At 66.6% G+C, this 1096-nt stretch carries 2 protein-coding genes; one reads left to right on the top strand and one right to left on the bottom strand.

Annotated elements, in window-relative coordinates; genetic code table 11:
• Positions 1–456: hypothetical protein (locus AC069H_RS42775; protein ID WP_478236185.1), on the bottom strand; the 456-nt coding region annotated here is incomplete at its 3' end.
• Positions 457–569: 113 nt separating this feature from the next.
• Between AC069H_RS42775 and AC069H_RS42770 the strand changes: the two genes are divergently transcribed.
• The coding region (locus tag AC069H_RS42770) for a TetR/AcrR family transcriptional regulator (RefSeq protein ID WP_478236184.1) at positions 570–1096 on the top strand (527 nt) is incomplete at its 3' end.

The following is a 1096-nucleotide window of genomic DNA, read 5'->3' as shown; positions in this document are numbered from 1 at the left end:
GCGGTACCAGGCGGGAACGGTGGCCACCGCGGCGTTGACGAACGCTGCGACCTCCAGGTTTCGCAGTGTCGGATCATCGGACTTGGTGAAGGCCGACGTGATAAAGCGCGTGACGAACACTTCGCCCGGCATGATGACGCATCCGAGGATGAGAACGATCGGCTGGAAGATCCACGACAGGAGCTGACCCGCCCCGTTCCCGGCGAGGTTGAGCGAGGCCAGCGTCGCGAGGCACAGACCGATCGCGACCGCGACCACGATGCTGGCGCGGCTGGTCCCGAAGTTGATCCCGCGCTCGGCCAGGAGTGTGGCCGGGAAGCCTTGCCTCACCACCTCGGTCTCGGCGGCCCGCTGGGCGTGGGGACCGTGGAGAGCGCCGGCGACGGGAATGACCACGAAGGTCGCCGCCAGCAAGAACTGCAGTATCGAAGCGGCAACGACGACGAACGGGGCCACTGGAGTTCCCTTCCTAAGACTTGCACACTGTTCGAGTCCGAGCGTAGGGAGCACTCGAACACTGTGCAAGTGTGTCCTCGAACACCGTGCGAGTCGTGGCCTATCCTGAGCGGATGCCGCGCGAAACCTTGACCAGGGAACAGATCGTCCGAGCCGCAGTCGAACTGCTGGACGCGGGCGGAGTCGAGGGCCTGAGCATGCGGCAGCTGGGTAGCCGGCTAGGCTCGGCCGCGACCTCGGTCTACTGGCACGTCCAGAGCAAGGAAAATCTCGTCGTGCTCGCCGCCGACTCGGTATGGGGTGAGCTCGAGCTGCCCGACCTGGACGAGGCCGACTGGCGGACCGCGGCCACCGCGATGGCCGACAGCATGTACGCGATGATCCTGCGGCACCCCTGGCTGGTGCCTGCCATGAGCACTCACCTCGTTTACGGCCCAGGCAAAGCGCGTCACGACGACCACCTGCTCGCGATCTACGAAGCCGCCGGGTTCACCGGACGCGACGCGGAACAGGCGATGAAGGTCGTGTTCACCTTCGTGCTGGGCACCGCTCTCGGCGCGGCGTCCGAGATCGCGTGGAAAGCACGCGCCGCCGGTGACGGGGACGACCAGGCCAGGGCCGCACGGATGACCGAGATCGC

The organism is Amycolatopsis sp. NPDC043887 (genome assembly GCF_056435665.1).
Note: the sequence above shows the minus strand (reverse complement) of the source record. Positions and strands in the feature narration are given on the sequence as shown.